This window comes from Microbispora hainanensis (assembly GCF_036186745.1).
Taxonomy (GTDB): domain Bacteria; phylum Actinomycetota; class Actinomycetes; order Streptosporangiales; family Streptosporangiaceae; genus Microbispora.
Genome location: NZ_CP108086.1, coordinates 8,637,968 through 8,660,406, shown reverse-complemented (window position 1 = coordinate 8,660,406; position 22,439 = coordinate 8,637,968). Strand labels below are relative to the sequence as shown.

Here is a 22,439-nt window from a genome sequence, read left to right as displayed (position 1 = left end):
GCCAGGGCGCCGGGTTCGGAGAGCGCGTTCGGAGAGCGTGTTCAGCCCGGGGTGATGTGCAGGAGCCAGTAGGTGTCCTTCGTGCCCGTGATTTCGGCGAACAGCCGGACCCGCCGGCCGGACAGGTCGACGATGTGGACCCGCCAGGGCGTCGAGCCCTTGTCGAAGACGAGGAGGTGGTCCTCGTTGAACCAGCCCCACAGCGCGCCGTCGGCCGGAAGGGGAAGGCTCGCCCGGCGTCGGCCGGAGTCGGCGTCCACCACGCACGCGCGCCGGTCATCGCCGGGACACAGCGCCGCGAGCAGACGTCCGGAGGGGGAGAAGCCGGCGTCGGCGGTCCAGCGGACGCCGTCGATGGTCCGGCGCGGGGTCCCGTCCAGGTCGTAGACGCGGATGCCGTCCGCCCCGGGGGCCGCCTGCCGGATCACCGCGGACCCGTCGGGCGTCCACCGGTAGACCGGGGCGGCCGCCGCGGGGGCGTTCTTCTCGTCCTCGCCCTCGACCTCGGTGAAGGACACCTTCCTCGCCGGCACGTCGACGACCGCGAAGCCCACCGGCCGGGGATCGCGGTCCGGCTCGGCGGAGACCGTGAGCAGCAGCCGGCGGCTGTCGCGGGACCACTCCGGGGAGCCCGCGAGGAGCGGACGGTCCACCGTGGGGACCGAGAACCGCTCACCGGTCCCGCGGTCGGTGAACAGCACCTGATTGTGCAGGTCCGACACGCGCTGCGGGGTCTGCGCCACCGCCGCGACCAGCCTGCCGTCCGGGGACACGACCGGGTCGAGCAGGCCGTCGAGCTTCTCGTACGCGGCCCGGCCGGGCTCCCGGACGTACGCGGGCTGACTGAACGGACCCGTCTGCACGAGGAACGACGTGACGCGCACCGGGTCGCCGGGCGCCTCGTAGAGCGTGGCCCGCAGCTCCGGCACGGCGACGCGGTCCGCGACCGGCGCGGGCGGGCCGCTCAGGGCGGGACGGGGGCGCGGCGGCGGCACGTCAGGGCGGGTCGCCACGTAGGCCGCCACGCCCGCGCTGAGAACCACTCCCGCGCAGGCGGCCGCGACCGCGCGCCGCACGCTGGTCCGCTTCTCCCCGCCGTCCTTTTCCCCGCCGCGCTGGATTCGGCCGCGCTGGATTCGGCCGCGCTGGATTCGGCCGCCCGGCACGGCGGCCTCGTCCTCCGCGCTCTCCGGACGGCCGGAGGCGGCGTCGGAGCCGCGATGGAGGAGCCCGGCCGTGTCCTCGGCGGGGCGTGCGTCCTCGGCGGGGCGGCCGAGCAACCGGAGCAGTGCCTGCGCCGCGGCCGGACGGGCGGCGGGATCCTTCCGCAGGCACTCGGACGCCACCTCGCGCAGGTCTCCGTCGAGCGCGCCGAGATCGGGCTCCTCCGTCAGCACGCGGCGGATGATCGCGGGGACCGTGTCGTGCCCGAAGGGCGGGACACCGGTGGCGGCGAACACCACGACCCCCGCCCACGCGAACATGTCGGCGGCCGGAGCGGGCGGTGCGCCCCGCAGCTGCTCGGGGGCCATGTAGGCGGGGGTGCCCAGCACTCCCTCGCCGGTGATCTCCACCGCGTTCCCGGGGCCGAACGCGCGGGCGATGCCGAAGTCGATCACCCGCGGGCCGTCGGGGCCCAGCAGCACGTTGGCCGGCTTCAGGTCACGGTGGACGACGCCCGCCCGGTGGATCGCCGCCAGAGCGGTCACCGTGCCGATGGCCAGGCGCCGCAGCTCCTGGCCACGCAACGGACCCCGCTCCGCCACGGCCTGCTGCAGCGTCGGGCCCTCGATGAACTCGCTGACGATGTACGGCAGGCCGTCCGCCGTGCCCACCTGGAGCACCTGGGCCGTGCAGAACGACGCCACCCGGGGCAGCACCTCCGCCTCCCGGCGGAACCTGGCGTCGGCCTCCGGGTCGCCGGTGGCGTGCAGGACCTTCACGGCGACCCGTTCGCCGCGCCCGGACTCCGCGAGGTAGACGACGCCCTGTCCACCGGAGCCGAGCCTGCCCAGGACTCGGTGGCCGCCCACCTCGGACGGATCGCCGGGGCGCGGGGGAGAGACGGCGCCGGGCATGGCGGTCAGCGCGGGGTGAAGGAGAACTGAACCGGCTTGTCCGGACGCTTCCGGGCCTCCGCCAGGACCCTGACCCCCCTGCCCTTGAAATCCGTCACGACCGCACGCACCCGGTCCTCGCCGGCGGGCTCGCTCACGATCAGGTGCTCCTCGTCGTACCAGCCGAGGACGCCGCCGCCCTCGTGACCGGGAACCGTCCTGGCGCGTTCGCCCGTGACGGCGTCCCACAGGCAGACGGCGTTGCGCTTTTCGCACCCCGTGGTGGCGAACAGGCGGCCGGACGGCGAGAACACGTCGCCCGCGCCGACCGAGGGCCCCGTCCAGTGCATGCTGCGCAGCAGCCGCCCGGACAGGTCCCACACCCGGGTGCCGAGGGCCTGCTCGGGTGTGGTGTAGGGGCCGATGACCCCGGCCCCGTCCGGCATCCACCGGAAGTAGCCCACGGCGCGCGCCGACTCCGGCAGCGCCAGGTGCGCCTGGGCGTCCTCGGCGTTGGCCGTCTGGACGAAGCGGGCACGGCGGGTCGCCGGGTCGGCCACGAGGAACCCGGCCGGATAGACCGCGTCCGTGCCCTTGCCGTAGTCGTAGACGGTGAGCAGCAGCCGGGCGCCGTCCCGGGACCACTGGGGGCCCGAGGAGATGTAGGGCGAGCCCAGGCCGGTGACGGTGAACCGTTCGCCGGTCCGCCGATCGGTGAACGCGATGGACTGGCGCTCGGATTCGGCCACGTAGAGCGAGTTCAGCACGGCGAGCCATCTGCCGCCGGGGGACACCTCCGCGAGGACCACGTCGCCGCCGACCGCCGTGAAGCCGCCCTGGGGGAGCCGGGCGTAGGCGAGGTCGGTCCGCCCGTCGGCCGCGGCGTGATAAGAGGTGAGGATCACGGGGTCGGCCGGCTCCTCGTGCAGCGTGAGCCCGGGTGACGCACCGGCGGACACGGCGGACACGGTGGACACGGTGGACGCGGCGGACGCGGCGGACACGGGGGAGGCCGGAGCGGCGCCGGTCACGCCGATCGCATCGGTCGTGGCGGTCGTCGCGGTTGCGGGCGGCTGCCGGGCCTCGCGCGGCGTCAGGGCGTACGCTCCGCCGCCGCACACGAGCGCGATGGCCGTCCCCGCGGCGGCGAGCGTGAGCCACGAACGGCCCGCACGGGACGTGGGCGTCCGGCCGGAGGGTTGCGTGGGCGCTTCCCGCGCCCCTTCCGCGGCCGGCGCGGCCTCGGACAGCTTTTCGGGGATCCACTCGGGGATCTTCTCGGGGATCAGCGTGTCCAGGCCGCCGGAGTGCCCGATCAGGCGAAGCAGGACCTCCTCGGCCCGGGGCCGGGCGCCCGGCTCGGCGGCCAGGCAGTCGGCGACGAGCTGCCGCAGGTCGCCGTCGAGCGGGTCGAGGTTCGCCGCGCCGTGGGCCAGGCGTTCCTCCTCGGTGAAGGGGGCCCGCCCGCTCGCCGCGTACACGACGGTCGCGGCCCAGCCGAACACGTCGGCGGGCGGACCCACCGGATCGCCGGCGGCCTCCTCGGGGGAGCTCCACAGGAGAGGGTTGGGCGCGGCGGAGCCGTCGCAGAGCAGACGGGGACCGTCAGGGCCGAGCACGATCCGGTCGGGCCGCACGTGCCCCGCACGCAGCCCGGCGCGGTGCAGGGCCGCGACCGTGGTCATCGTGGCGATCGCCAGCCGGTGGAGCGCCGGGCCGGAACGCGGGCCCTCGGCGGCGACGTCCTCCTCCAGGGACGGCCCGTCCACGTGCTCGGTCACCACGTAGTCCGGGCCGGAGCCGACCACGAGCGCGGCTCCGACGACGGCGGCTCGCCGCAGCGCCTCCAGCCGCGCCGGGCCGGGACGGGCCGTGGCGGGGAACCGCTTCACCACGACCCGCTCCCCGGAGGGGGACATGGCCGTGTACGTGGCCTCGCCGAGCCGCCCGGTGAGGCGGTAGGGACCGAGCGCGGCCGGGTCGCCCGGACCCGGCGGTGCGACGGTGGGCATCGGTCAGCTCCCTGTGCTGGAGAAGGGGGTGCCGGAGGAGGGGGTGCCGGATAAGGGGGTGTAGGAGAAGATCAGGTCGTCGGTGTCGTCGGCCGGGGCGATCTCGGCGAGCACCCGCTGCTGCCGTCCCCGCTCGTCCATGACGACGACCTCGTGGTTCTTCCGGGTCGGGTCGATCAGGAGAAGGTGCGCGTCGTCATACCAGCCGAGGAACACGGCGCCGGAAAAGAAGATCGCGATCGAGTGCCTGCGGACGCCGGTGGCGGTGTCCCACAGGCACAGGGTGCCGCCGCTCGGGCAGTACGTGACGAAGAGCCGCCCTGAGGGGGAGAAGAGACGGCGGCCGACACCCGGACCCACCCAGGGCAGGTCGCGCGTCTGCCGTCCGGTGAGGTCGCGGAACCGGACACCGTGCCCGGAGCCGGTGGCGTGGCCGACGGCGACTCCCGATCCGTCCGGCAGCCACGCGTAGGAACCCACCCCCTGCTCGTGCTCGTCCTGCGTGTCCACGTACGACGAGGTCCGCGTGGCGGGGTCGAGCACCACGAAGCCCGTGGGGGTGTTCTTTCCGGTCATGACGGACAGCAGGAGCCGGGCGCCGTCACGAGACCAGACGGGCCGGTCGAGCTTCCCGTCCGGGGCCGGCGCGGCGAGGGTGAACCGCTCTCCGCCGCGCTGGTCGCGGAACTCGACGGACCCCTTCTTCGCCAGGACAAGCGCGAGCCAGGCCCCTCCTGGGGAAACGAGCGGCTCGACGTCCGGCGTCTCCAGCTTCTCGAACGCGTCCCCCGTCCGCAGGTAGGTGTCCGGACCGACCCGGTAGCCCGTCATCCGTACGGCGTCCTGAGGGCTCTCGTGCAGCATCATGCGTACGCCGGGCACCTTCAGGCGGGTGGTGGCGGCGGGAGGCGTGGGCGGGTCGGCGGCGGCCGAGACGATCTCGACCGGCGGCGGCGACGTCGTGACCGGGCCGGTCGCGGCGGCCTGGCGCAGCGCGAGCGCGTGGCCGCCGCCGGCCGAGGCGAGGGCGATCACGAGCCCGGCGAGAGCGAGGGCCGGCCGCCTCCACCGGGCCCGTGTGCCTCGCGCGGACCCTGCCGCGAACTCTGCCGCGGACTCTGCCGCGGACCCCGCCGCGGGCCGCTGCGGGGCCGGTGCGGCGTCCGTGCCGCCGGGCTCGCCGCGATCGTCCCCGGACGCGGCGGCGGGAAGCGCCATGCGTGGGCCGCGGTCGACGGGGACGGTGAGCAGGGAATGGCCGACCAGCGTGAGCAGGGCGTCGGAGGCGGTGGGGCGGGCCGCCGGGTCCTTCGCGAGGCACCCGGCGATCAGGCTCCGCAGCGGTTCCTCCAGCGCGGACAGGTCCGGTTCGCCGTGCAGCACCCTGGTGACGACGGCCGCGGGCGAGCCCGCCTCGAACGGCCGGTGTCCCGTGGCGGCGAAGACGACGGCGCCCGCCCAGGCGAACACGTCGGCAGGCGGCCCGGTGGCCCGTCCGGCGAGCTCCTCCGGCGTCAGTCCGTCGAGGTCCACGGGCAGGGTGGCGCCGCGGTCGGCCCCTGGATGGGCCCCTGGATCGGCCCCTGGATCGGCCCTGGCATCAGCGGCGGCGTCGCCGGGAGGGGCGGCCGGTCTCAGCAGCGGGGCGATGCCGGCGCCGGTCACGCGAGGGCCGTCCGGGGTCAGGATCACGGCGTCCGGGCCGAACGCTCCGTGCACGGCTCCGGCTTCGTGGACGGCGACCAGCGCGGTCGCCGTCCCGACGGCGAACCGGTAGAGCGCCGGCTCCGGCAGCGGCCCCCGAGCGGCCACCTCCTCGGACAGCGTGGGCCCGTCAACCGGCTCCGTCACGACGTAGGGCCTGCCCCCGCTGGTGCCGGCGTCGAGGACGGGCACGAGGTGGAAGGCGGGAAGCCGCCGTACGGCGTCCACCGCGAGGAGGAAGGCGTCGGGGTCGCCGAGCGTCACGTCATACAAGGTGACGATCACATGGCCGCCCGCGTCCGCCTCAGCGGAGTAGACCACCGCGTGTGCGGTCTCGGTGATCCGGCCGAGCAGCCGGTAGTCACCGAGCCGCTCCCGATCGTCCGGTCGTAACGGGCTGGTGGCGAGCAACTCGCCCTCCGTTTCGAGGCGGTCCGTCTCTGGAGGCCCCCATTATGCGTCGATCACGGGGCCTGGGAAGGATTTCGTCGGGCGATCAATCACGCTTTCGCTATTCTCCCCCATATGGCCGAATCGCTGAGGGGGACGCTGGCCTCGCGATACCACCTCGTACGCCCGCTGGGCTCCGGTGGCATGGGCACGGTGTGGCTGGCCAGAGACTCCGTGCTCGACCGCGAGGTCGCGATCAAGGAGCTCCGCCTCCCCGAGGGCCTCGGCGAGCGCGAGCGGGCCGAGCTGATCGCCAGGGTCATGCGCGAGGCGGAGGTCACCGCTCGCGTCCGGCATCCCGGGATCGTCGCGCTCCACGACGTGCTCCTCCAGGACGGCAGGCCGTGGATCGTCATGGAGCTGCTGCACGGCCACGATCTCGCCCGGCAGATCACCGCGTACGGGCCGATGCCGTACCGGCAGGTGGCGGACCTCGGCGCCCGCCTGCTCGACGCGCTGTCGGCCACGCACGCCGAGGGCGTGCAGCACCGGGACGTCAAGCCGGGCAACGTCTTCCTCTCCGCCGACGGCCGGGTGCTTCTCACCGACTTCGGCATCGCCCGTCCGGCCGACCAGGCGTCGATCACCGAGGCCGGGCTGATGGTCGGCTCACCGGGATTCATCGCCCCGGAACGGCTCGCGGGTGAGCCGGGCGGCCCGGCCTCCGACCTGTGGTCGCTCGCCGCCACCCTCTACACGGCCGCCGAGGGCGTCGCGCCCTACCAGGGCAGGCATTCCGAGGTGATCCGGGCGACCCTCACCCAGGCTCCCCGTCCGCCGGTGCTCTCGGGACCGCTCGGCCCGGTGCTGCTGTGGATGATGGCGCGCGAACCGGCCGCCCGCCCCGACGCGGCGACCGCGCTCGGGCTGCTGCGGCAGGTGGCCGACGGCGGCGTGCCCGACCTCGACTCCCGGCGCGGCCTGCGAATCGAGGCGCGCAAGCGGACTCCCCGGTGGTGGTACGCCGCCGGGGCCGTCGCCCTGACCGGCGTCGCGGCCGCCGTGGCGGTCGTCGTGCTCTCCGCCGGGCCGGACGAACGGCCGAGCGACCCCGTGCACCGGGTCTCGCCCACCTTCAACGGCGCCGTGGACCTGTGCCGCGCGCTGCCTGCCGGGGAGGTGCGGCGCGTTCTGGGCGCGGCGGCGCAGCCACGGCCGGGCAAGACGAGCTGCCAGTGGACCGTGAAGGGCAGCGGCATCGAACTCAGCGCGGAGACCGACTCCGACACCCCCGAGCCGTGGAAACTCGACACGGCGGCGGCGCAGACGCTGATGGAGGGGCTGCGCAGGCAGTACGCCTCGGGGCCGCGCGACGCGAGCTGGCTCTGGTACGAGATCGGCCTCGACAGCAGGACCCAGGTCATCGAGACGGCGGCACGGGACACACCCGACGTCGCCGACGAGGCGTTCGCCTTCGACCTCACCACCCCCGACGGCAAGGCACAGGCCGCGGGTGTGTACTTCCGGCTCGGCGACCTCGTCCTGCGGCTCCAGTTCGCCGATCTCGACGTGAGCTCCCCGGCCGACCTGCGTGACCGGGCCGTCTCGGCCGCCTCGGCGGCGGCCGAGGGCCTGAGAGAGCTGGCCTGACCGTGGACGTGCTCGCCGGGCGTTACCGCCTCGCCGAACCGCTCGGCGAGGGCGGCGGCGGCACGGTCTGGCGCGCCCACGACGAGCTGCTGCGGCGTGAGGTGGCGATCAAGCAGCTGCACGTCCCGCCGGACCTGGACGAGCGGCAGCGCGCCGACTTCCTCGGCAGAGCCATCGAGGAGGCCCGGGCGGCCGGGCGGCTCACCCACCCGTCCATCGTCACGGTCCACGACGTCGTCGGGCACGCCGGGCAGCCGTGGATCGTCATGGACCTGGTGCCGGGCCGCTCCCTCGACAAGATCATCCGGGAGGACGGGCCGCTCGCGTCCGAGCGCGTGGCCGAGATCGGGCTGGCCGTGCTCGACGCGCTGGAGGCTGCCCACGCCCGGGGCATCCTGCACCGCGACGTCAAACCGGCCAACGTCCTCATCGGGCCGGATGGCCGCGCGCTGCTCACCGACTTCGGGATCGCCGCACCGGTCGGCCGCACCGGGAACTCCTGGCAGAGCTCGGCGGGGTCGCCCAACTACATGTCCCCGGAACGGTTCCGCGACGAGCCGGACGGGCCGCCCTCCGACCTGTGGTCCCTCGGGGCCACGCTCTACACCGCCGTCGAGGGGGAGCCGCCGTTCCACCGCAACATGGCGGCCGCGCTCGTCGCCGCCGTCCTGCTCCACGAGCCCCGGCCCATGACCCGGGCCTCGCGGGTGCTCACGTGGATCGTGCTCGCCCTGCTCGACAAGGACCCGGCGCGTCGCCCGCCGCCCGAGGTCGTACGGCAGGCCCTGCACGCCGCCGCCGCGCCGCCGGCCTCCACGTCGGCACCCGCCGGCCGGCCCGGCGGAATGTGGCGGCTTGTCGCGATCGCCGCGGTGGTGGTCGTCGTCGGCCTCGCGGCGGGACTGGGCGCCTGGTTCCTCGTGTCCGGGAAACAGGGCGGCTCGGGGCGGTTCGACGGCGTCCCCGACGCCTGCCGCAGCCTGACCACGGAGCAGATCCGCGACGTCCTCGGCGCCACGCCGCGTGGGAGACCCGCCGCCGAGGGGCGATGCGAGTGGAAGGAGCACGCCACCGGCCACGACGGGACGATCACGGTCGGATACCGGTTGCCGGCCGACGGGGACGGGGAGGCCGCGGCCTCCCGTGACCTCGCGGCGGAGCGGGCCGCGCGGTGCCCCGCCGCGCGCGACCTGCCCGGGATCGCCGACGAGGCCTTCACCTGCGACTCCTCCGACCCCGCCACCGGGACCACCGGGGCCACGGTCTGGTTCCGCCTCAGCAATCTCATCGTCGAGGTCGCCTACCGGCGCAACGGTGACCCCTCGGTCACCCCCGCCGACCGGCGCACGGCCGAGCGCGCCGCCGAACTCGTCGGCATCGGGCTCGGGTGACCTCCCGCTCAGCATCTGTAGGAGACCCCCATGACCAGCGGTGACGACGCCCCCGTCGAGCCCGGCGCGACGCCTCCCCGGGACGACCGCCCCGGGCAGGGACTGCCGCCGTACCCGCACCCCCAGCCGGGGGTTCCGCCCTACCCGCCCCCGTACGGCCCGCCGCCCGGCTCACAGTCGGGTCCCCAGCCTGGCTCGCAGTCGGGTCCTCAGCCTGGTCCCCAGCCTGGCTCGCAGTCTGGCTCGCAGTCGGGTCCTCAGCCTGGTCCCCAGTCGGGTCCTCAGCCTGCGTCACCGTTCGGCCCGCCGCCTGGTTCACAGCCCGGCTCACCGTTCGGTGCCCCGCCCGGTTATCAGCCGTCCGCCGCACGACCGGGACTCCCGCCCGGCACGCCGGGGGCTCTACCGCTACAGCCCGGTGCGTACGGTCCGCCGCTGCCGGGTGCGTACCCTGCCGGTCCGCAGCAGGGCGCGTATCCCAGTGGGCAGCCGCAGCCGGGCGCGTACCCGGCTGGACCTCAACCGCAGGCGGACGGGTACCCCGGTGGGCAGCAGCCGCCGGGTGGGTATCCGGGAACGCCGCCCGGGTCCCAGCCGCAGCACGGGGGGTACCCCGGTGCGCAGCCGCAGCCGGGCGCGTATCCCAGTGGGCAGCCGCAGCCGGGTGCGTACCCGGCTGGTCCTCAACCGCAGGCGGACGGGTACCCCGGTGGGCAGCAGCCGCCGGGTGGGTATTCCGGTTCGGGGCCTGGTGCGCAGCAGCAGCCGGGCGCGCAGCCGCAGCAGGCCGGGTATCCCGCCCCGGGGCCCTATCCCGGTCCGTCGGCCGGGCCGCAGCCGTACCCGGGTGCTTATCCGGGTGCCGCGCCCGGCGGCGCGCCGCAGCCGGAAGGGTATCCCGGGGCGTCGAGCGGTCAGGGCCTGCCGCAGGCGGGGCATCCGGCCGGGCCGCCTCAGCCCCCGGGTTCGCAGCCGCCCGCGTCGCAGTCGCCCCAGTCTCAATCACCGCAACCGCAGTCGAATCCCTATCCCTATCCGTCCCAGGGCGGGCAGAGTGGCCAGAGCAGCCAGAGCGGGCAGAGTGGACAGGGCGGCCCGCCGTCCGGGCAGCCGGGACAGGGCTGGCAGGCGGCGACGCCGCCTCCGCCCGAGCTGTGGCAGATGCCGACCCAGCCCTCCGCTCCGGCGCGGCGGGGATGGGTGCTGCCGGTGGCGGCGGTCGTCGCCGTACTGGTGGTGGCCGGGGGGACGTTCGCCTTCATGACGATGCGGCAGACGGGGACGACCACCACCAAGGCGGGTGCGACGACGACGGCGGCGGCGACGGCCAGGAATTCGGCCACGGCCGCGCCGGTGGCGGCGACCGCCGACGTGTGCTCGATGCTCGACCCGGACGAGGCCGAGCGCCTCGTGCCGGGAGCCACGATCGACTCCTCGACGAACGACAACCGCGGCGACAGCCTCGTCAGCTACGTCCGCTACACGTGCGGCTGGGTCAACCGGAACATCTCGTACAAGGACCTCATCCGCAGCCGTGAGATCACGGTGAACGTGTCCAAGTACGAGGCGATCGGGACGACCACGGCCGAGAAGTCCGCGCGGATCCAGTTCGACGGAGAGTTCAAGCAGTACAAGTACCAGGAGACCCACTCGGACAAGGAGCACTACTACTCGCCGGTCCAGGAGTACCAGGGCATCGGCGACCAGGCGGCCGCGCAGTACCAGTGGACGCGGGAGGGCGACAAATACTGGTACTCCTTCGGCCAGGGAGTCGGCCGGGTGGGCGACGTGGTCTTCCAGGTGAAGTACGAGGCGAGCCAGAAGAAGAAGGAAGCCGATTTCCTCTCGACGGAGTCCACGCAGTCGATCACCGAGGAGAACGCCCTGCGGGAGGTGAAGGGGCTGCTCGGGCAGCTCGCCAAGTCGGTGACCGCCTGGCGGGCCGGACAGCCGCTGCCCTATCACGCGCGTCCCAAGCCGAGCCCGACGCCGTCGCCCTCGCCCACGAAGATCCCCCTGCCCCGGGCCTGCGTGAGTCTCACGACGCTGGCGGCCACCCTGGTGCCGGACACCGAGGGCGTGGCGGTGCGGAGCAAGGAGGGCAAGTCGAACGTCTCCCAGTGCCAGTGGTGGAACGAGAAGCTGCCGCTCGGCGGAGGCAAGGTCCGGTGGCGCAACCTGCGGGTCGCCATCCACACCTTCTGGGACGAGGAATCCGCCCGCTACTACCTCATCGACCAGCGCTCGAAGACCAAGTTCACGGCGAACAGCCAGATCGGCGGCATCAAGTGGGGCAGGGTCGAGAAGCTGACCGGCTTCGGGCAGGAGGCGTTCGGCCAGGCGATCCGGCAGCGCACCGACACCGCCCAGGGCAACCGGTACGAGATCTACGCCCTGGACGGCAAGAACGTCATCTGGGTGCTGCTGTCCGGCAGTGACCGCCCGGAGAACACACCGATCAACTCGGCCGATTCCGTGCTCATGGACCCGAAGGAGGCGGCCACCGGGGCGAAGTCCGTGGCCAAGGCCCTGCTCGACGCCCTGTGAGGCGGTGTTCGTGCAGATTTAGGCGGGTATTTCCCCCCTCGACCGCGAGTCGACGGGGGGAAAACCATGGCTACATGTGAGGTCTGCGGCAACGACTACGACATGGCCTTCGAAGTGCACAGCCAGGGAGCGGTGCACGTCTTCGACAGCTTCGAATGCGCCATCAGCCGGATGGCGCCCGTGTGCGAGCACTGTGGGTGCCGCATCGTGGGCCACGGCTCGGAGTTCGACGGCCGCTGGTTCTGCTGCGCGCACTGCGCCCGGGAGGCGGGCGCGACCAGGATTGTCGACCGAGAGGTCACGGGCGCCGTCGCACGCTAGGGAGCGTCCGGCGCATGCTGCCCGTCGCGAGCGCGGCGCCGTACGGGCCGCGCGCAGCAGAGCCATGATCTGTGTCAGACACGACCAAGAGCGGCGGGCCGCCCTGACGGTCATGAGGGCCTCCGCGCGGGATCCACTCCCGCCGGAGGCCCTCATGCCGCGCGACACGCTCAGGGCTCGAACCCGACCAGGCGGATGATGAGGAATCCCTCGCCCTCGCGTTTGGGCGGCAGCGTGGTGCCGGGCACGGCCTCGAACACCTCCGGGTGCTCGTCCCTGGTCACCACGCAGAACAGGTCGTCCGACAGGGTCATGCCCAGCGCCATGGCCCGCCTCGCCGCGGCGTGGAAACTGCCACCCGCCTCCAGGTCCGCGGCGACCGTCTCGGCCGCGGGCCGGTCGGGCACCCGGATGCGGGCCACCCGGGCCCGTTCCGGCCGGGCGGAGCGGGCACGGAGATAGTCCTCGATCTCCCACACGAGCAATTCGCCGAGGTAATGCGACATGTCCCTCTTCACGGTGCTCAGGCTCGCCTATGGCGGTTGATTCCCGTTTGCACTCCGGTTGCTCCCCGATTCGCCTCCGGTGCTCGGCTTCCGCGGTTCGCCCCCGGTGTCCGCCCCCGGTGTTCGCCCCCGGTGTCCGCCCTCGGTGTTCGCCTCCGGTGTTCGCCTCCGGTGTCCGCCCTCAGTGCTCGGCTTCCGGGTTCGTGCCGGCGCGGTTCGCCCCTGGTGTTCGACTTCGACACCGGCCGAGAGTCCGCCGGCGCGTCCCTCGTATCACCCGGGCGCTTGCCCCTGGATTCACATAACGCTGCACGGTAGTCTTTTAGTTAGTTCCTTAGCCAAACAAATGTCGGAGGAGTCGAGTGCCACCAGGTTACCCGGGAGGCGCTGGGGCCGGTGGCCGGTGCCAAGCCGGGCGCGGGGCTGCCCGCGCGTCCGTGCGTGCCGCGATTCCAGCCGCCGCTGTCGTGTCAAATTGCTCGCAATTGCGGCATGATGAGCCCGAGCGGGAACGGGGCGGACATTGATCACATCGCACAACGGGCCACAGCCGGCCGACTTCACCGACGTGCGGGCGACCAACCTTGCCGTCGTGCTGCGGTTCGTCCGGGAGAACGCCCCCTGTTCGCGTGCCGACATCGCCGCCTCGACAGGCCTCAACAAGGCCACCGTGTCGAGCCTGGTCGCCGATCTCATCGACCGGCGCCTGCTCCGCGAGACCGGCCTGACCGAGCACCGCGTGGGCCGGCCCGCCACCATGCTCGTCCTGGACGGCTCGCCGTACGCCGCGATCGGCATCGAGGTCAACGTCGACTACATCTCGGCGGTCGCGGTGGACCTCAAGGGCGAGGAGCTCCTGAACTGGCGGCGGTCCTTCCCCGGCGGCACCTCCAGTGCGGGGCAGGCGGTCGTCGCCATGGCGGCGCTCGCCCGGCGGGTCGTCAGCCGCATGACCAAAGAGGCCCGGCAGGTGCTCGGCCTGACCGTGGCCGTGCCCGGCCTGGTCGACGTCAACGGGAACGTGCGGGTCGCCCCCAATCTGGGCTGGCGCGACGCCGATCTGGCGGGCGACCTCACCAAGGCGCTGCGCGACCCCGGCTTCCCCGTGCTCGTGGACAACGACGCCAACCTCGCCGCCCTGGCGGAGCACCGGTTCGGCCCCCACCGCAACGCCGCCAACCTCGTCTACGTGACCGGCGAGGTCGGCGTGGGCGCGGGCATCATCATGGACGGCCGGCTCAGGCGGGGCGGGCAGGGCTACAGCGGCGAGATCGGCCACATCGAGCTCGACCCCGCCGGGCCCACCTGCCGCTGCGGCCGGCGCGGCTGCCTGGAGGCCGTCGCCGGGATCGGCGCGATCCTCGCGCACACCGCGCCCGACGCCTCGCCGTCCGAGCTCGAACTCGAGATCGACGAGGTCGTACGCCGCGCACGCAACGGCGAACAGGACATCCTCGCGCTGCTGGAGAACGTGGGGCGCCACCTTGGCAGGGGAATGGCCGCCGTGGCCAACATGCTCAACCCCGAGGTCGTGATCCTCGGGGGCTACTACGTGCCGCTGGCGCCCTGGCTCGTCGCGTGCGCGGAGGAGGAGATGTACGGCAGGGTGCTCGCCCCCGGCGGGGGAGGCTGCCGCCTTGAGGTGTCCACGCTCGGGTACGGCGCCGCCGCGCTCGGGGCCGCCGCGCGGGTGCTCGACTCGGTCGACTCCGGCCGCCTGCCCGCCCAACGCTGACCCTCACCCCGCCGCCCGCCCGCGCGGGCGGCGCGCCGGGCCGGACCCATGCGCCCGGTGCATTGGTCCTGGCGGCAGGTGTACCGGAATCGAGCGACTGCGAACCCGGCCGGGACGCGAGGCGTCGAACATGCACTGCCGACGAATTGGACCATGATGAACACACGCCCGCTGTCCGCCGCCGCGCTCTGCGCCACGCTCACGGCCGCGCTGGCCACCCCGGCGTTCGCCGCCCCCGCACTGGCCGCTCCCACATCGACTGCCCCAGCCGCTGCTCCGGCCGCCGCCTTCGCCGCGCCCAAGCCCCTCACCGGGGTCGCCGTCTACCTGTCGTACGACACCGGTTTCCCGGTCAGCCGTTACGAGCCCCGCAAGGGCTTCACGAAGCTGGGCGCCATGCCGATGACGGGTCAGTTCTCCGCGTCCCCGGACGGCAGGAAGCTCGCCTGGATAACCGACGCCGGGTACGTGCGGGTCGGCGACGGCCGCAGGGTCACGACCGCGGCCAAGGGCGCCGCGGCCGGGTTCCCGTGTGCCACCCCGGTCTGGTCGCCCGACTCCAGGCGGGTCGCGTACGTGGGGAAGGGCAACTCGGACGCGCGGCCGATCTCGGTCGTCGGTGCCGACGGCAGGGGCCGCAGGAGGGCGGGCACGACCCTCGGGCTGTGCCACCTGGCCTGGTCGGCGAACGGCCGCTACCTCGCGGGGTACGCCGGGACGACCGAGGGCGTCTACCGCCTCGACGTGAAGACCGGCAAGGCGACCAAGGTCAAGGGCGTCGCTCTCGCGAACCACGTGCAGAGCCTGTCTCCCGACGGCTCGAAGGTCGTCGTGGCGCCGTTGTCGAGGAACGCGGCAGGAGGGGACGGTTCCTGGCCGGGGAGCTTCCGTCCGGTCGTGGTCGACGTGGCCACCGGAAAGAAGGTCGCCATCCCGGTGAAGGGCTCGCTCATCGGCGCCTACTACCTGCGGGACGGCCGCCTCGTCGTGCGGGTCGCCGGGCGCACCGCCAACACCCTCGTCGTACTCGACAGGAACGGCAGGCAGGTGCAGCGCCTGACCGAGCCGGCCGCGGCCAGGCGGCAGGCACTGCTGCAGATCGTCGGCTGACGCCCGAGCGTCGGCGGAAAGGGCGGGCGCGGGCCTGCCGGGACTCCGGCCCCGCGCCCGCCTTCGTGTCAGGGCTCGCATACGGCCCGCGCCCGCCGCATGCCCCCGCCGCCCGCCTTCGCGTCAGAACCGCGCATGGCCCCCCGCCCGTCCTCGCCCGCGGCCTGTGCCTGGCTTCGCTCGCAGTTCGCTGTTCGCCTTGGTGCGCGGCCCGGACCCGCCTTCACCTACAGCTCGGACAGCTCGCCGTTCGCTTTGGCCCGCGGCCCGCACCCAGCCTCCGCCTACAGCCCGCCGCCCGGCTCGGCATGCGGCCCACGCCACGGCTCCGCGTACGGCCGGAGGGGGCAGCGGTGTGACATCGACGTGAAACCGGTGCGAACAAGGGTCTTGACCTGAGCCGAGGATGAGGGCACTCTTCCGGATAAGCCCGGATTTACACGCCGGAAACTTGCGGTAACCCTTTCGAAGCGCTTCGACGACGGCGCTTCCCCAACCGAACATGCGGATCCTCGCGACGCCCCTCACGGGCGCGTTTTTCGGCAGGTCATCGAAGCGCTTCGACGCGAAGGGTGAGTCTCCAGATGAACGAACCGGCGAGACACGACCAGGACCCGGCATTCCGGAACCCCGCGCTGTCTCCCGCCGAACGGGTGGACGACCTGCTCGGCCGGCTCACGCTCGACGAGAAGATCGGCCTGTTGCACCAATACCAGGCGCCGGTCGAACGGCTCGGCCTGCGAAGCTTCCGCACCGGCACCGAGGCCCTGCACGGCCTGGCCTGGCACGGCCCGGCGACGGTGTTCCCCCAGGCCGTCGGCCTGGCCAGCACCTGGAACCCGGACCTGGTCCGCCAGGTGGGGGAGGCGACCGGCGACGAGGTCATGGCCTTCCACCACAAGGATCCGCAGAGCGTGGGCCGCAACGTCTGGGCTCCGGTGGTCAACCCGCTGCGCGACCCGCGCTGGGGGCGCAACGAGGAGGGCTACTCCGAGGACCCCTGGCTGACCGGGGTGATGGGCACCGCCTACGCGCGCGGCCTGCGCGGGGGCCAGTCCGTGCTGAAGACCGCGCCCACGCTGAAGCACTTCCTCGGCTACAACAACGAGACCGACCGGTGCGTGACCTCCAGCGTCCTGCCGCCGCGGGTGCTGCACGAATACGAGCTCAAGGCGTTCCGCCCGGCGCTGGAGGCGGGGGCCGCGGTGGCCGTCATGCCGTCGTACAACCTGGTGAACGGCCGGCCTGCCCACCTGTCGCCGCTGATCGCCGACCATCTGCGGACGTGGGCGCCCGACGACATCCTCGTGGTCAGCGACGCGTACGCGCCGGGCAACCTCGCCGGGCTGCAGGGTTACCACAAGGATCTGACGGAGGCGTACGCGCACGCGATCAAGGCCGGGCTGGACAGCTTCACCCAGGACGACGCGGACAGCACCGCCACCCTGGGCCACGTCAGGACCGCGCTCGACCGCGGCCTGCTGACCGAGGCCGACATCGACTCCGCCGCCCGGCACGCGCTGTCGATCCGGGTGCGCCTGGGCGAGTTCGACCCCGCCACGCCGTACGACGACATCACCCACGACGTCGTCAACAGCCCCGAGCACCAGCGGCTCGCGCGGGAGGCCGCCCGCCAGTCGATCACCCTGCTGAAGAACGACGGACTGCTCCCGCTGACGGCCCCGCGTACGGTCGCGGTGATCGGCCCGCTGGCCGACGCGCTGTTCGAAGACTGGTACAGCGGCACGCTGCCCTACCAGGTCACGGCCCTGGCGGGGCTCGCCGAGCGGTGCGAGACCGTCTACTGCGAGGGCGTCGACCGGGTGGCGCTGCGCACCGAGGGCGGGTACGTCGGCGCGTCCGCCGACCCTGCCGGCGGGCCGTTGTACGTCGGGAGCGAGCGCTCCTGCTTCGACGTGTTCGACTGGGGCGGCGGCGCGTACGCGTTCCGGTCGTGCGCCAACGGCCGGCACGTGCAGGCCGGTGAGGGCGGTGTGCTCACCAACGACCAGCCGGGACCGAACGGCTGGGAGGTGCGCCAGACCTTCCGGATCGAGGAGCGGCCGAGGGGCGTGGTGCTGCGCAACATCTCCTCGGGCGACTACGTCACCGTGACCGGCGGCGTCGTGCGCACGACCGACGATCCCGACGCCGCGTCCGTGCTGGCCCTGGAGCCCGTCGAGAGCGGCGCGGCCCGCGCGGCGGAGGCGGCGGCCCGCGCCGACGTCGCGATCGTCGTGCTCGGCGACCACCCGCTGGTGAACGGCCGCGAGACCGAGGACCGCGCGACGCTGGCGCTGCCCGAGCGGCAGGAGGCTCTGCTGAAGGCCGTCCACGCGGCCAACCCGGCGACCGTGCTGGTGGTCTCCAGCGGTTACCCCTTCGCCGTGACCTGGGCGCAGGAGCACCTGCCCGCGATCGTCTGGTCGGCCCACGGCGGCCAGGAGTACGGCCACGCGCTCGCCGATGTGCTGCTCGGCGACGAGGACCCGGGCGGCCGCCTCACCCAGACGTGGTATCGCTCGGCCGCCGAGCTGCCCGACCTGCTCGACTACGACATCATCGCCTCCGACGCCACCTACCTCTACTACCGCGGCCGGCCGCTCTACCCGTTCGGGCACGGCCTGAGCTACACCCGTTTCGCCTACTCCGACCTGGAGCTGTCGTCGGCCGACCTCGCCGAGGGCGACACGCTGACCGTCCGGGTGACCGTGACGAACGCGGGCGGACGCGCGGGGGAGGAGGTCGTGCAGTTCTACACCCACCAGCGGCGCTCCCGGGTGAAGCAGCCCCTGCGCCAGCTCCGCGGCTTCGTCAAGGTGCGGCTCGCGCCGGGCGAGAGCCGTACGGTGTCGGTGGACGTGCCGGTCGGCGACCTCGCCTTCTGGGACGTGACGCGCGGCAGGTTCGTGGTCGAGGAGGCCGCGCACACGGTGCAGGTGGGCGCCTCGTCGGGGGACATCCGGCTGTGCGCGCCGTTCCGGGTGCGCGGCGAGCGCATCCCGCCGCGCGACCTGACCTCGGGGCCACTGGACGCGGCCGATCACGACGAGTACGACGGTGTGGTGCTGTGCGACGCCGCTCTCGACTCCGGCGACGCGGTCCGCTCCACGGGACCGGGGGCGTGGATCGTCTTCAAGGACTGCGACTTCGGTGGGGACTTCGGTGGGGGCTTCGGTGATCAGGGCCCCTCCGCCTGCCTGCTCGCGGTGTCGAGCGACGAGGGCGGCGTGGTCACGCTGCGGCTCGACGATCCTCTGATCGGCGAGGTCGCCGGCGCGGTCAGCGTTCCGCCCACGGCGACCAGGCATGATTTCGTGGAGGTGAGCACCCCTCTGGCGGGAGCCGCGGGAGTGCGCGATCTTTATGTGGTGTACGAGAGCGAGGGGGTCACGGTGAGCGCGTTGGGGTTCTGCCCGTGAGGACCGTGACGATCGCCGATGTCGCCAAGCACGCGGGGGTCGCCGTCAGCACGGTGTCGTACGTGCTGAGCGGCAAGCGGGCGATCTCGGCGGCCACCCGGCAACGCGTCCTGGACAGCGTGCGGGTCCTCGGTTATCACCCCAACGCCGGCGCCCGCGCGCTGGCGAGCAAGCGGGCGAAGGTCATCGCCCTGGTGCTGCCGCTGCGGGCAGGCATGAACCTGCCGGTCCTCATGCAGTTCGCGACCTCCGTCGTCACCACGGCCCGCCAGTACGACCACGACGTGCTGCTCATGACGGCGGACGAAGGGGCCGAGGGGCTGCACCGGGTGGCGGCCAGCGCGCTGGTCGACGGGCTGCTGCTGATGGATGTGGAGATCCACGACCCCCGCGTGCCGCTGCTGCGCAAGCTCGCCGAGCCGGCCGTGCTGATCGGTTTCCCGGCCGACCCCGAAGGGCTGACCTGCGTCGACCTCGACTTCGCCCGCGCCGGGGCGCTGTGCGCCGACCATCTGGCCGACCTCGGCCATCGCGAGATCGCGCTGCTCGGCGCGCCGCGCGTGGTCTACGAGCGCGGCACGGGTTTCGCCGAGCGGACGATGGCGGGTTTCGTCGAGGCGGCCCGGCGGCACGGGATCGAGGCCGACGCGCGCCCCTGCGAGGAGTCGTTCGACGAGGTCCACGCCGCCGTCAAGCTGCTGCTCGACGAGCGGCCGGGCCTGTCCGGGCTCGTCGTGCACAACGAGGCGGCCGCCGGCCACGTGCTGGGGGCGTTGCGGATCCTCGGGAGGCGGGTGCCCGAGGACGTCTCGGTGGTGGCGATCTGCCCGGACGACATCGCCGAGCGGGCCAGCCCAGCGCTGACCTCCGTGCTCATTCCCGCCGAGGACGTCGGCAGGCAGGCGGTCCGGCTGCTCATGGCCAAGCTGGAGGGCCAGGCCGTCCCGGAGTCGACACTCCTCGAACCTCGGCTGACGATTCGCGAAAGTTCACGATGACCTCATTTCCCGACGGCTTCCTGTGGGGGGCCGCGACCGCGTCGTACCAGATCGAAGGAGCGGTCCACGCCGACGGCCGCGTGCCCTCGATCTGGGACACCTTCTCCCACACCCCCGGGATGGTCGCCGACGGCCACACCGGCGACGTGGCCTGTGACCACTACAACCGCTATCTCGAGGACGTCGAGATCATGGCGTGGCTGGGGCTGAAGGCCTACCGGTTCTCGGTGGCCTGGCCGCGCCTGGCCGACCTGAGCTTCTACGACCGCCTCGTCGACGCCCTGCTCGCCAAGGGCATCACGCCGGTCGCGACGCTCTATCACTGGGACCTGCCGCAGACGCTGCAGGACACCGGCGGCTGGACCAACCGCGAGACGGCCTTCCGGTTCGCCGACTACGCCGCCGTCGTGCACCGGCTCCTCGGCGACCGCGTCGGCGTCTGGACGACGCTCAACGAGCCCTGGGTGTCGGCGTTCGTCGGGCACGGGTCCGGCCGGCACGCGCCCGGGGTGACCGACCCGGCCGCCGCGTTCACCGCCGCCCACAACCTGATGCTCGGGCACGGCCTGGCCGTGCAGGCGCTGCGGGCGGGAGGCGCGGAGACCGTCTCGCTGACGCTGAACCTGACGCCGATCCTCGGCGACCCCGAGCCGGCCCGCCTGATCGACGGGCTGGCGAACCGGCTGTTCCTCGACCCCGTGCTGCGCGGCGAGTATCCCGCCGACGTCCTCGCGCACCTGGAACGTTTCACCAAGGTCAACGTGGACGACCTTCCGACGATCGCGCAGCCGATCGACGTGCTCGGCGTCAACTACTACACGGTCAACCGGGTCGTCGCCGATCCCTCGGCCGAGGGGCATCCGGAGTATCCCGGCAGCGAGGGCATCGCCTGGGAGGACCCGCACGGCGAGGTCACCGAGATGGACTGGGAGATCAACCCCGCCGGCCTGGAGGACCTGCTCGTACGGCTGTCGCGCGACTACCCCGGCACGCCCTTGATGATCACGGAGAACGGGGCCGCCGTGCCCGACGGGGTGTCCGACCCCGGCCGGATCTCCTATCTCGACGCCCACTTCCGCGCCGCCCGGGCGGCGATGGACCGGGGCGCCGACCTGCGCGGCTACTTCGTGTGGTCGCTGATGGACAACTTCGAGTGGGCCCGGGGCTACCACAAGCGGTTCGGGCTCGTCCGTGTCGACTACGACACGCTGGAGCGCACGCCGCGCGACAGCGCCCGCTGGTATCGCGAGGTGATCGCCAGGAACGGCCTGGCGGACTGAGACTCTCCCGCCCGGGTGGCACCGGTTCCCCGCCGGATTCCCGCCGGATTCCCGCCGGATTCCCGCCGGTTCCGCACCGGTTCCGCGCCGGTTTCCGCGCCGGTTTCCGCAGCCACCCGGGCGAACCCCCACGACGCGTTCGGCTAGGCCGTGGCGGCTTGCCGCTGCAGGACGTTCTCGACGCAGATCATCGCGATCAGCAGGACGACCAGCACGCCGAGGTGGGCGGCCGACGACCACAGGCCGATCGGGACGGTCGCCGCGGCCAGCAGCACCGCGGCGACCCGTACGGCGGTCCGCGTCGGCCCGAGCACCCGGCGGAACCACAGGTCGCCGAGCAGGAACAGCGCGGTTCCCCCGGCCAGTGCCACGGCGGGGCCGAGGTCCAGGCGGCCGTGACCCACGGCCTTGTGGATCCCGGCCGCGGTCGCGACGATCCCGAGCAGGATCGGGATGTGGGCGTAGAAGTACGCGCCCAGGATGAGCCGGGTCCGCTGGACGACGTCGGCCCGCATCAGCGCGTGTTCGGGCCCGCTCTCGTCGCGTGCGAAGTACACCCACCACAGCGACGCGGTGAGGGCAAGGCCCAGCAGGGCCGCGACGATCAGGGCCGCGCCCGGGTGGCCGTCGGTCGCCCCGATGCCGATCGCCACGATCGACTCGCCCAGCACGATGATGACGAGCAGGCCGTGCCGCTCGACGATGTGCGCCGGGTGCAGGGGGAAGCCCTTCTGCCCGATGAAGATCGGGCTCAGCCAGATCAGCACGAGGGCCGCCGTCCACAGCGCGTAGTTCCACGGCGAATCGACGAACGCGGCGGCGAAGACGAGCGCGGTCGCGGTCAGGTTGAACGGCACGACCCGGGCGATGGCGGCCGTCGCCTGGAGATAGAGCCCGCCGTGGACGAGCACGATGACGAGATAGCCGACGGCGAACGCCACGCCGCTGCCCGAGAAGGCGCGCGGGATGGCCAGAGCCATGATCAGGAACCCGGCCATGCCGCCCAGGATCAGCACCCGCCGGGCCGCGCGCTCCGGCGGCACGGTGTTGGTGAGCCAGGCGTAGCCGGAGTACATCCACCAGAGCAGACCGAAGATCAGGACCGCCTGCACGGTGCCCTGGCCGGTGAACCCCTCTCCGTCCTGCCGGGTGAAGTCGTCCACGAGCAGCGACGTGAGCTGCGTGATCGTGAAGACGAACACGAGGTCGAAGAAGAGCTCGATCGTGGAGACACGCAGCTCGGCATCCGGCGCGGTCGGCTCCACGCGCTCGGCGAACCAGCGGGGGAGAGGCATGGCCAACATTGTGCTGCTTAC

At 73.2% G+C, this 22,439-nt stretch carries 15 protein-coding genes; 9 read left to right on the top strand and 6 right to left on the bottom strand.

The window, feature by feature from the left end:
* Positions 1–41: 41 nt before the first annotated feature.
* Genes OHB01_RS39145 through OHB01_RS39135 form a run of 3 tightly spaced genes read right to left on the bottom strand, consistent with a single transcriptional unit; the run spans position 42 to position 6,184 of the window.
* Positions 42–2,078, bottom strand: coding sequence for a serine/threonine-protein kinase (locus tag OHB01_RS39145; protein ID WP_328854729.1), 2,037 nt, complete (start codon positions 2,076–2,078; stop codon positions 42–44).
* 5 nt (positions 2,079–2,083) lie between these two features.
* A complete protein-coding gene (locus tag OHB01_RS39140) occupies positions 2,084–4,069 on the bottom strand; it encodes a hypothetical protein (protein ID WP_328854728.1) in 1,986 nt (661 codons plus the stop codon).
* A gap of 3 nt (positions 4,070–4,072) precedes the next feature.
* Complete coding sequence (locus OHB01_RS39135) at positions 4,073–6,184, bottom strand: protein kinase family protein (protein ID WP_328854727.1); 2,112 nt, start codon at positions 6,182–6,184, stop codon at positions 4,073–4,075.
* A gap of 114 nt (positions 6,185–6,298) precedes the next feature.
* Between OHB01_RS39135 and OHB01_RS39130 the strand changes: the two genes are divergently transcribed.
* Positions 6,299–7,813 (top strand): serine/threonine-protein kinase, encoded by a 1,515-nt coding sequence (locus OHB01_RS39130; RefSeq protein WP_328710692.1) that lies wholly within the window; start codon positions 6,299–6,301, stop codon positions 7,811–7,813.
* Between the two features lie 2 nt (positions 7,814–7,815).
* On the top strand, positions 7,816–9,204 hold the full coding sequence (locus tag OHB01_RS39125; RefSeq protein ID WP_168065669.1) for a serine/threonine-protein kinase: 1,389 nt from the start codon (positions 7,816–7,818) through the stop codon (positions 9,202–9,204).
* Between the two features lie 408 nt (positions 9,205–9,612).
* Here OHB01_RS39125 and OHB01_RS39120 read toward each other — a convergent pair whose 3' ends face one another.
* Complete coding sequence (locus OHB01_RS39120) at positions 9,613–10,143, bottom strand: hypothetical protein (RefSeq protein ID WP_328854726.1); 531 nt, start codon at positions 10,141–10,143, stop codon at positions 9,613–9,615.
* A 222-nt stretch (positions 10,144–10,365) separates the two neighbouring features.
* On the opposite strand from OHB01_RS39120, the gene OHB01_RS39115 reads away from it, so the two are divergent.
* The gene (locus OHB01_RS39115) at positions 10,366–11,751 is read left to right on the top strand and encodes a hypothetical protein (RefSeq protein WP_147942834.1); all 1,386 of its coding nucleotides are present in this window, start codon (positions 10,366–10,368) and stop codon (positions 11,749–11,751) included.
* A gap of 66 nt (positions 11,752–11,817) precedes the next feature.
* Positions 11,818–12,072: a hypothetical protein gene (locus OHB01_RS39110; protein WP_142618158.1), complete on the top strand. Its 255-nt coding sequence runs from the start codon at positions 11,818–11,820 to the stop codon at positions 12,070–12,072.
* Between the two features lie 170 nt (positions 12,073–12,242).
* Here OHB01_RS39110 and OHB01_RS39105 read toward each other — a convergent pair whose 3' ends face one another.
* Positions 12,243–12,590 carry a hypothetical protein gene (locus OHB01_RS39105; protein ID WP_142645740.1) on the bottom strand — a complete coding sequence of 116 codons (348 nt, stop codon included), beginning with the start codon at positions 12,588–12,590 and terminating at the stop codon, positions 12,243–12,245.
* A 511-nt stretch (positions 12,591–13,101) separates the two neighbouring features.
* Between OHB01_RS39105 and OHB01_RS39100 the strand changes: the two genes are divergently transcribed.
* The 5 genes from OHB01_RS39100 (at position 13,102) to OHB01_RS39080 (ending at position 21,123) form a co-directional block, all read left to right on the top strand.
* Positions 13,102–14,313: an ROK family transcriptional regulator gene (locus tag OHB01_RS39100; protein WP_142645739.1), complete on the top strand. Its 1,212-nt coding sequence runs from the start codon at positions 13,102–13,104 to the stop codon at positions 14,311–14,313.
* Between the two features lie 153 nt (positions 14,314–14,466).
* Positions 14,467–15,423: a hypothetical protein gene (locus OHB01_RS39095; RefSeq protein WP_328854725.1), complete on the top strand. Its 957-nt coding sequence runs from the start codon at positions 14,467–14,469 to the stop codon at positions 15,421–15,423.
* Positions 15,424–16,007: 584 nt separating this feature from the next.
* Positions 16,008–18,845: a glycoside hydrolase family 3 protein gene (locus OHB01_RS39090; RefSeq protein ID WP_328854724.1), complete on the top strand. Its 2,838-nt coding sequence runs from the start codon at positions 16,008–16,010 to the stop codon at positions 18,843–18,845.
* Positions 18,836–19,843, top strand: a complete 1,008-nt coding sequence (locus OHB01_RS39085; RefSeq protein WP_142645736.1) for a LacI family DNA-binding transcriptional regulator — start codon at positions 18,836–18,838, stop codon at positions 19,841–19,843. Before OHB01_RS39090 ends, OHB01_RS39085 begins: the two co-directional genes overlap by 10 nt.
* Complete coding sequence (locus OHB01_RS39080; RefSeq protein ID WP_147942837.1) at positions 19,840–21,123, top strand: GH1 family beta-glucosidase; 1,284 nt, start codon at positions 19,840–19,842, stop codon at positions 21,121–21,123. Before OHB01_RS39085 ends, OHB01_RS39080 begins: the two co-directional genes overlap by 4 nt.
* Before the next feature lie 143 nt (positions 21,124–21,266).
* Here OHB01_RS39080 and OHB01_RS39075 read toward each other — a convergent pair whose 3' ends face one another.
* Positions 21,267–22,418 carry a low temperature requirement protein A gene (locus OHB01_RS39075; protein ID WP_328854723.1) on the bottom strand — a complete coding sequence of 384 codons (1,152 nt, stop codon included), beginning with the start codon at positions 22,416–22,418 and terminating at the stop codon, positions 21,267–21,269.
* Between the last annotated feature and the right edge of the window lie 21 nt (positions 22,419–22,439).